Origin of the sequence: Acinetobacter sp. YH16051 (assembly GCF_013417135.1) — a bacterium.
In the GTDB taxonomy this organism is placed as follows: Bacteria; Pseudomonadota; Gammaproteobacteria; order Pseudomonadales; family Moraxellaceae; genus Acinetobacter; species Acinetobacter towneri.
In genome coordinates this window covers 1-6,843 of record NZ_VPEN01000036.1, presented here as the reverse complement: position 1 = coordinate 6,843, position 6,843 = coordinate 1, and the positions used below count along the sequence as shown (strand labels likewise).

Sequence of the window (6,843 nt, the reverse complement as noted above, 5' to 3'; positions counted from 1 at the left end):
TAAAACGGATAATGGAAATAAAAAGAACAATAAAAACAATAACTTCATTAAAACCCCATATATGAAAACAGAAATAACTATGGAATAATATTATTAAGGGTTTTACGCCAGAAACCCCAGAAAATTCCGTAACTAAAGACCATCTAAGTTGGATGATATTCGGGTTGATGTGAAATCTCCGAATGGAACACATACTTTAGGAACAGATGTAACACCAGTAAAAGCGGTTAATTTAATTGAAGAATGGCTAACTAAGCAAGGGTTAATGTAATGTCTAATGATAACTTAAATGAATTGTTAATGATAATTAACGAACCTAAATTTTTTGATTTTTTATTACATATAAATATTGATGACGCATTAGATAAAAGAGATGGCGATGAGTTTGAAAAACAGTGGCTAAATAGTTTTAATAAAATAAAAAATATATGTTTTCCTGACGATTGCATCGAAATAATAAATAGGATAAGAGAAGCTTCATTTAAGTTATCATTTAAAGTTTGTGGAGATAGTGATGTTTCCGCTTATATATCAGATGATTTTGAAATGATATCTAAGTGCCTGTTACTGAATGATTCTGAGGGTTGGCCTCTTAGTTACTTATTAAATAGATATTTAAAAGGTGAGTCTCCAGGGTAGTATGGTAAGTACTTGCTGGATTAAATATGCTCATATTTAATCAGTAAAAACTGAAAGATCTTTCAACCTTCCGGCTCATTAGCAGATGAATAGGTTGAATGAGGGCGAACCGCTCAAAACCCCCTCGCTACTTTGACGACTTGCACGGGAAAACGGCGTATTCAGCGCCGTTTTTTTATTGTTTGATAATCAGATAGGTGTCTTTTTTATCACCATATGACTGCCTTGTATCCACTTTCACACAAGGTTTTCCGTCACACGTGGAGATATCAGCCAGCGGGGCTTTTTTTTGCCAGACCGCTTCCATGCGCTGCATTTTTGCAATTCGGTCATAACCACTGTCGATAAAATAAAACATCCCCCAGAGACAGCCCCCCATAACAGCAACCATTGTCAGGGCGATATAAATCGCGGATTTCCACGTATAACGTGACATTTCACGTCGCATTGCACTCACGGATTCATTAGCTGCTGTAACCACCTGATTCAGCGCATTGACGGCGGGTTTCTGCTGCGCCAATCCCGTTTGTTTGAGTTCTTTTTCAACCTGAGTTAAGGCTGCATTCACCGATTGCCTGATCGTGTCGGTCATCTTACCGGAGGCACTGTCCAATTCATGGATCACCTGAGCCAATTGTGCTGTTTGGCGGCTTAATTTGGCGGATTCTGCCTGAAATTCATCAATCAACGCCGCCACACGCTTTTCCTGCGCTTGCTGATGCCCAATCAGCGCCGCAATTTTTTTAATCTCATCACTCATACAAAATTCTCTCTATCGTGAAAATGACCAGCCGTCATCCGGTTTCTGTCGCTTCTGCTCAGCGAGGCGCTGTCGTTCATTTTCCTGCTGACGCCGCTGCTCAGCCCAATACTCGCGTTCCTGCTGCTTAACCAGTTCCTGATGAATATTCTGAAACTCTGCCATCGAGTCATTAATCAAGGATTGAAGGTCAATCTCGTCTTGTATCTCACTCAAGGCATCATTGACCAGTGCGTTCAGCTTGTCAGACTCTTTTTCAAAATCAAACGTTCTGCCCTGAGTCGCATTTTGCATCACCTCGCATTTAGGTGTTTCAGTGACGTTATCGCGCTCTGCGAGGGCTTCCCGTAATGTCGTCGTGACATCAATGACGCAGTTACATTCATCACGACAGTGCTGAGCCTGTCGCTCCGCTTCTCTGCGCTCCATCAGGGCGTGTAACTGCGCTGTATTAAACTGCCTGACCTGTCCTGCGCCAAAATGTCGCTCCGGCTCACGCTCAATCCCCTGTGCTTTCAGGGAACGCGCATCAACGCGGTCAGCGTGCTGATACCGTTCAAGATACTTATTCTGTAAGTCAGCCCAGCGTTCTCGCTGGGCGATAAGGTATGCCTTGCGTTCGGTCGGCGTTTCGCCAAAACGAGATTTTTTTGCGCCGCCCCGTTCAGGGTTTTTCGTGTTAGCCCGTTTAAAATACAACTGCGGGTCACGCTCGATACCGTCATTAAGCCGTTCAGAGAACATAATATGCGCATGCGGTTGTTCACCGCCTTCAATCGCCGCTCTGGGGTTATGAATGGCAAATTGATAGGCGTGCCGGTCGCCAATTTCCTGTTGAATAAAATCACGAACAAGCTCAAGGCGTTGTGCGGGTGTCAATTCACGCGGCAGGGCAATTTCAATTTCGCGGTAGGTACAGCCGTTGGCACGTTCAAACGTGTCCGCGGCTTTCCAAAACTCGGACGGTTTATGCGCTGCCCATGCGGGCATATTGCCGGACTCTTGATGCTCAAGGTCGTTGTCTTTTTCACGGGCATATTTTCCCTCACGCGCAATATAATCGGCATGGGAAGTGGCTTTGCCTTTCCCGCCGGTTTTAACGCTGAGATGATAAGATGCCATGCTGTTTTCGCCCGCTGCAAGCGCGCACCGTTTCTGAATGAAGTGAAGAAACGTCTAAGTGCGCCCTATCAATAAAAAGATGATAGGGATTGTAGTGGAATTTGACCTGAGTTGCCAATCATGAGCATAATTATTTCATTCTAAAAGCTGCATGAGTGGTAAAGATGAAAAACGAAAAACAGGCTAAATGGGTGGCAGACAGAGTGCAAACTATCCGTGGTTTAAAATCACCGAATGAGGCACAACGCTTATTGGTGATTTTGCACGATAAAGCGGATAAAACCGCCCAAGAAATAAAAACGCTCTCATTGTTAATTCAGGCAGAGCGGGCAGCAGAAAAAGCACAGGAAGCCCGCACAAAGGTGATGAATCTTATTCAAGCAGAGAAGCGTGCAGAAGCCAAAGCGGCCCGTAAAGCGCGTGACCATGCCCTTTATCAATCGGCGGGATTACTCATTATGGCAGGGTTAGTGGACAGTCAAACGGGTAAACCGGTAGATGACCCCGCAAAACTACTGGGGGCATTAGTCAGCTTGCATGAATTATCCCGTGACAATCCCAAATGGGAAGAATGGAAATTTAAGGGGCAAGCATTACTCAATCAAAAAAAGGAAGATTAGAACAGGGTGTTAATACCCTCTAAAACGCCACAGGAAGTCCGTGGTGAGGTTTTATTGGCTCGATAATGGAATTTATCACCCAATACTGAAAACGTGGCTCAGAAGCTCAGACAGCTCCTTCCTGATTGAGCCGTGAGCGAAGCGAACCCAATGACACGGAAAAAACAGCGGCGCAGTGGCTGGATGGTCGTAGACAAAAGAAATGTTCAACGAGTTGCCCGAGCAAAGCGAGGGAGCTACTGAGGTGTTTTAGGTTTGTCTGAAAAGGAGCAAACGTTGTTTGCGACATCCTTTTAAATATTACGAAGCGTGATGTATCTGACAACTTTGGTTGAGTTATTCACAGGCATTTCCCTTTTTAACTTGTTTTTTTGTTTTTTATCTTGTTTTCGGGTAAAAAAAACTCGCTGTAATCAATAACTTACAACAACATAGATGGTGCTTTTTACGGTAATAGATGGTGCTTTTTACGGTAATAGATGGTGCTTTTTACGGTAATAGATGGTGCTTTTTACGGTAATATCCACACGCATTGATGGTGTTAAAATAAAACATACCATTAATGGTATTAGTGGTGTATATTTATTTAACACCATTAGGAGGTCTTTGATGAATAACCTAGTAGCCTACAAATCAAATGCTCTAATTGAAGCTAGTTATAAACTAACTTTGCAGGAACAGCGGGTTTTATTAATGTGTATTGGTAAGTTGAATCCCAAAGATGAGTCCCCTGAGAAAACCTTTGAGTTAACAGCCGAAGAGTTTTATCTAGCTTTTCCTAATATGGGTACAGGTAATGCAGAGAGACATTTACAAGATGCAGTAGATAAATTAGCGGAAAGATGGATACAGATACATTGGAAAAATAAAAAAGAAGAGATCCGATGGATTCAACAAAAAGCAAAATATTTTGGAGGGGAAGGTCGAATAGAGTTAACTTTTTCTGACTCAATAATGCCATACCTAACTCAGTTAAAAGGACAATTCACCAGTATTGCAGTTAAAAATGTGTCAGCTCTTAAAAGAACATATAGCATTAGGATTTATGAGCTATTAATGCAATTTAAAGCCACTGGAGATAGACTAATCAATGTTGATGATTTCCGCTCAATGATGGGAATAGATAACAAATATTCAAAATTCTCAGAGCTTAATAAGTTTGTAATAAAACCCGCCATAAAGGAATTAAATGATAAGAGTGACCTAATGGTAACGGTTGATATTGTAAAAAAAGGTCGAACAGCTAACGCGCTACATTTTCAATTTACACAAGATAATCAAATAAAAATATCAATTTGAGGATGAATAATGGCTCTGGTATCGATCAGTGAAGCTTCACGATTAACGAAAAAAAGTAGAACAACTGTTCACCGTTACATATCAAACGGAAAATTGTCCATATGTACAGATGAGAATGGAATAAAAAAGATAGATACATCAGAGCTTTTACGAGTTTTTGGCGCATTCAAGTCTGTTCATCATGAACAGAGTGACACTGTAATAAATGAACAACATGCAACACCTAACGGAACAAGTGAAACCAATAAAACAAAGCAACTAGAACAGGAAGTTGAACACCTGAGACAACTCGTTACAGCTCAACAGTCACATATAGACAGCCTAAAACAAGCAATGCTATTAATCGAATCCAAGCTGCCGACAACACCCGAACCTGTTATACCAGTACCAACAAAAAAACCGTGGCAATTCTGGAAAAAATAGCCGGTTGACGTCATTTTTACCGCGAAACCCAAACCGCCGTTTTGATAACAAATCACTAACACAAAAATGGGGCTTTTTACGGGGAGAAGATAGGGAGTTTTGAGCGGTTGAGGGGAATTTTAGGTTGAGTGCCTAAATGGCGTTACGCTTAAGCACCTTTATGTTAAATTATAGTCATTGACCAGATTTTTAAAAAATCAAATAGCAAAAATTATCATACTGAAAACCATCATCAAATTGGATAAAGACTTTATGAGTTCATTCTTTAATAGTTATTTTAATTGTTTCCGTAATTATTTTAATTTCAAAGACCGATCTTCTCGTCAGGAATACATCGCATTTATAATAATTAACCCTATACTGCTATTAATTATTGAAAGATTTACATTGATTGCATCAATATTTTATTTAATAATTTTTATTCCAGAAATAACCGTATCTATCCGTAGATTACATGATGTAAATTACTCTGGATGGTTTCTCATTACGCCATATTTATTTTTTATAATTGCATTATCATTCACCTATATAGGCGGTAATTTATTCGGAACGATAGGATTAGTAATAGGAATGCTAGGAATACTTTCCTATTTAGCACTCGCAATCTTAATGATATTTTATAAAGGTGATATTGGTCAAAACCGATTTGGTAACAACAAAGTAATCAAAAAACAATAAAACAGCAATTCAAACGTCAGATAATTTTGTCATATTTCAAACCGGTAAATTTTATTATGTTTATTCACCGGTTTGAATTGTAATAATTTAAATGGAATTATTTTTTTTCATTAATTATAATGTTAGGGAGTATGGATGGAAGGGTTTTGCAAATATCAACCCATGTCTTTTTATTCCTGACTTCCAGGACATAACGAATATCATTTGTATTAACCGTAATTAAATTACCAGTCATTACTGTTGATGAAATATCAATAGAATTGATATCACGCAAAAAACAAACAGTTCTATTTCCTTTTTTTTTCATGAAGAAAAAAGAAAACCATCCACCAAAAAGAAAGTAAATTAATGACATTTTCTGCTCATAAATTAAACTACTTTTGGTTTCATTCACATCTATCTGACTTACTAATCTAATTACTTTTTTCTTCATATTATTCTCGTTGTATATTAAACTTACAATTACTATATCATTATAACAAATACAATTAATTATTACATTCTAATAATTAATTTGAAAATTTTGTTAGCACATCATTGGGGCATTATTTTTTGTCTACTTTAGAACAGGCAAAATCAAAACCATTATCACAAGATTCCTTGAACCATAATTGACTCTCAGAAATATCTTGCTTTACACCAACTCCGTTCAAATACATATTACCAAGAGCGTATTGAGCAGATTCACTTCCTTTATTTGCGGCTTTTTTGCACCATTCAAAGGCTAAATCATCATTTTGATCAGTTCCTATACCTTTACGATAAAAACCACATAATATTGCTTGTGATGAAACATCGCCTAGTTCAGCTGCTTTTTGATAAAAATTGAAAGCCATAACCTCATCTTTTTTCACACCATATCCAACCAAATACATTTGACCTAATGAAATGATAGCTATTATGTCACCCTGATCAGCTGCCATTTTGTAAAACTTCAATGCCATTGGTTTACTAGAATTAACGCCTGTACCATAAAGATACAATGAACCTAAAATACTCTGAGCTTCTACATTACCTTGATTTGCAGCCTTTTGATACCATTCAAAAGCGATGTGCTTATCTTGCTTTACACCATCCCCCTCTGAATACATATCAGCAATTTTCATTTGAGCTAAACTATCGCCATTCTCAGCAGACTGACATAAAGAAAAATCTTTAATCCCACAATCACTAGCTAAAACGGATAATGGAAATAAAAAGAACAATAAAAACAATAACTTCATTAAAACCCCATATATGAAAACAGAAATAACTATGGAATAATATTATTAAGGGTTTTACGCCAGAAACCCCAGAAAATTC

Annotated in this window: 9 protein-coding genes; 5 read left to right on the top strand and 4 right to left on the bottom strand. The window is 38.4% G+C overall.

The features are described 5' to 3' along the window. The first annotated feature begins 270 nt into the window (after positions 1–270). On the top strand, positions 271–639 hold the full coding sequence (locus FTV41_RS13360; RefSeq protein ID WP_179991686.1) for a hypothetical protein: 369 nt from the start codon (positions 271–273) through the stop codon (positions 637–639). A gap of 175 nt (positions 640–814) precedes the next feature. Here FTV41_RS13360 and FTV41_RS13355 read toward each other — a convergent pair whose 3' ends face one another. Both FTV41_RS13355 and FTV41_RS13350 read right to left on the bottom strand, forming a co-directional pair. Beyond that, the gene (locus FTV41_RS13355) at positions 815–1,399 is read right to left on the bottom strand and encodes a tRNA modification GTPase (protein ID WP_179991685.1); all 585 of its coding nucleotides are present in this window, start codon (positions 1,397–1,399) and stop codon (positions 815–817) included. 12 nt (positions 1,400–1,411) lie between these two features. Then, positions 1,412–2,521: a MobA/MobL family protein gene (locus FTV41_RS13350; protein ID WP_179991684.1), complete on the bottom strand. Its 1,110-nt coding sequence runs from the start codon at positions 2,519–2,521 to the stop codon at positions 1,412–1,414. A gap of 164 nt (positions 2,522–2,685) precedes the next feature. Here FTV41_RS13350 and FTV41_RS13345 point away from each other — a divergent pair, with 164 nt between their 5' ends. The 4 genes from FTV41_RS13345 to FTV41_RS13330 all read left to right on the top strand — a co-directional run bounded on the left by FTV41_RS13345 (position 2,686) and on the right by FTV41_RS13330 (position 5,541). After that, a complete protein-coding gene (locus FTV41_RS13345) occupies positions 2,686–3,141 on the top strand; it encodes a conjugal transfer protein TraD (RefSeq protein WP_179991683.1) in 456 nt (151 codons plus the stop codon). A 609-nt stretch (positions 3,142–3,750) separates the two neighbouring features. Next, entirely contained in the window at positions 3,751–4,440 is a 690-nt protein-coding gene (locus FTV41_RS13340; RefSeq protein WP_179995751.1) for a replication initiation protein, read from the top strand. Positions 4,441–4,449: 9 nt separating this feature from the next. Next, complete coding sequence (locus tag FTV41_RS13335; protein WP_179991690.1) at positions 4,450–4,863, top strand: hypothetical protein; 414 nt, start codon at positions 4,450–4,452, stop codon at positions 4,861–4,863. A gap of 252 nt (positions 4,864–5,115) precedes the next feature. Beyond that, positions 5,116–5,541, top strand: a complete 426-nt coding sequence (locus FTV41_RS13330) for a DUF805 domain-containing protein (protein WP_179991689.1) — start codon at positions 5,116–5,118, stop codon at positions 5,539–5,541. A gap of 97 nt (positions 5,542–5,638) precedes the next feature. Here the strand turns inward: FTV41_RS13330 and FTV41_RS13325 are convergent, their stop codons facing one another. Both FTV41_RS13325 and FTV41_RS13320 read right to left on the bottom strand, forming a co-directional pair. After that, a complete protein-coding gene (locus tag FTV41_RS13325; protein ID WP_179991688.1) occupies positions 5,639–5,974 on the bottom strand; it encodes a hypothetical protein in 336 nt (111 codons plus the stop codon). Between the two features lie 112 nt (positions 5,975–6,086). After that, on the bottom strand, positions 6,087–6,764 hold the full coding sequence (locus FTV41_RS13320; protein WP_179991687.1) for a tetratricopeptide repeat protein: 678 nt from the start codon (positions 6,762–6,764) through the stop codon (positions 6,087–6,089). Between the last annotated feature and the right edge of the window lie 79 nt (positions 6,765–6,843).

Bases quoted from the DNA above. Each gene is read 5' to 3' on its own strand.
- FTV41_RS13340 (WP_179995751.1), top strand. From the start codon at position 3,751: ATGAATAACCTAGTAGCCTACAAATCAAATGCTCTAATTGAAGCTAGT.
- FTV41_RS13350 (WP_179991684.1), bottom strand. From the start codon at position 2,521: ATGGCATCTTATCATCTCAGCGTTAAAACCGGCGGGAAAGGCAAAGCC.
- FTV41_RS13345 (WP_179991683.1), top strand. From the start codon at position 2,686: ATGAAAAACGAAAAACAGGCTAAATGGGTGGCAGACAGAGTGCAAACT.
- FTV41_RS13325 (WP_179991688.1), bottom strand. From the start codon at position 5,974: ATGAAGAAAAAAGTAATTAGATTAGTAAGTCAGATAGATGTGAATGAA.
- FTV41_RS13330 (WP_179991689.1), top strand. From the start codon at position 5,116: ATGAGTTCATTCTTTAATAGTTATTTTAATTGTTTCCGTAATTATTTT.
- FTV41_RS13335 (WP_179991690.1), top strand. From the start codon at position 4,450: ATGGCTCTGGTATCGATCAGTGAAGCTTCACGATTAACGAAAAAAAGT.
- FTV41_RS13355 (WP_179991685.1), bottom strand. From the start codon at position 1,399: ATGAGTGATGAGATTAAAAAAATTGCGGCGCTGATTGGGCATCAGCAA.
- FTV41_RS13360 (WP_179991686.1), top strand. From the start codon at position 271: ATGTCTAATGATAACTTAAATGAATTGTTAATGATAATTAACGAACCT.
- FTV41_RS13320 (WP_179991687.1), bottom strand. From the start codon at position 6,764: ATGAAGTTATTGTTTTTATTGTTCTTTTTATTTCCATTATCCGTTTTA.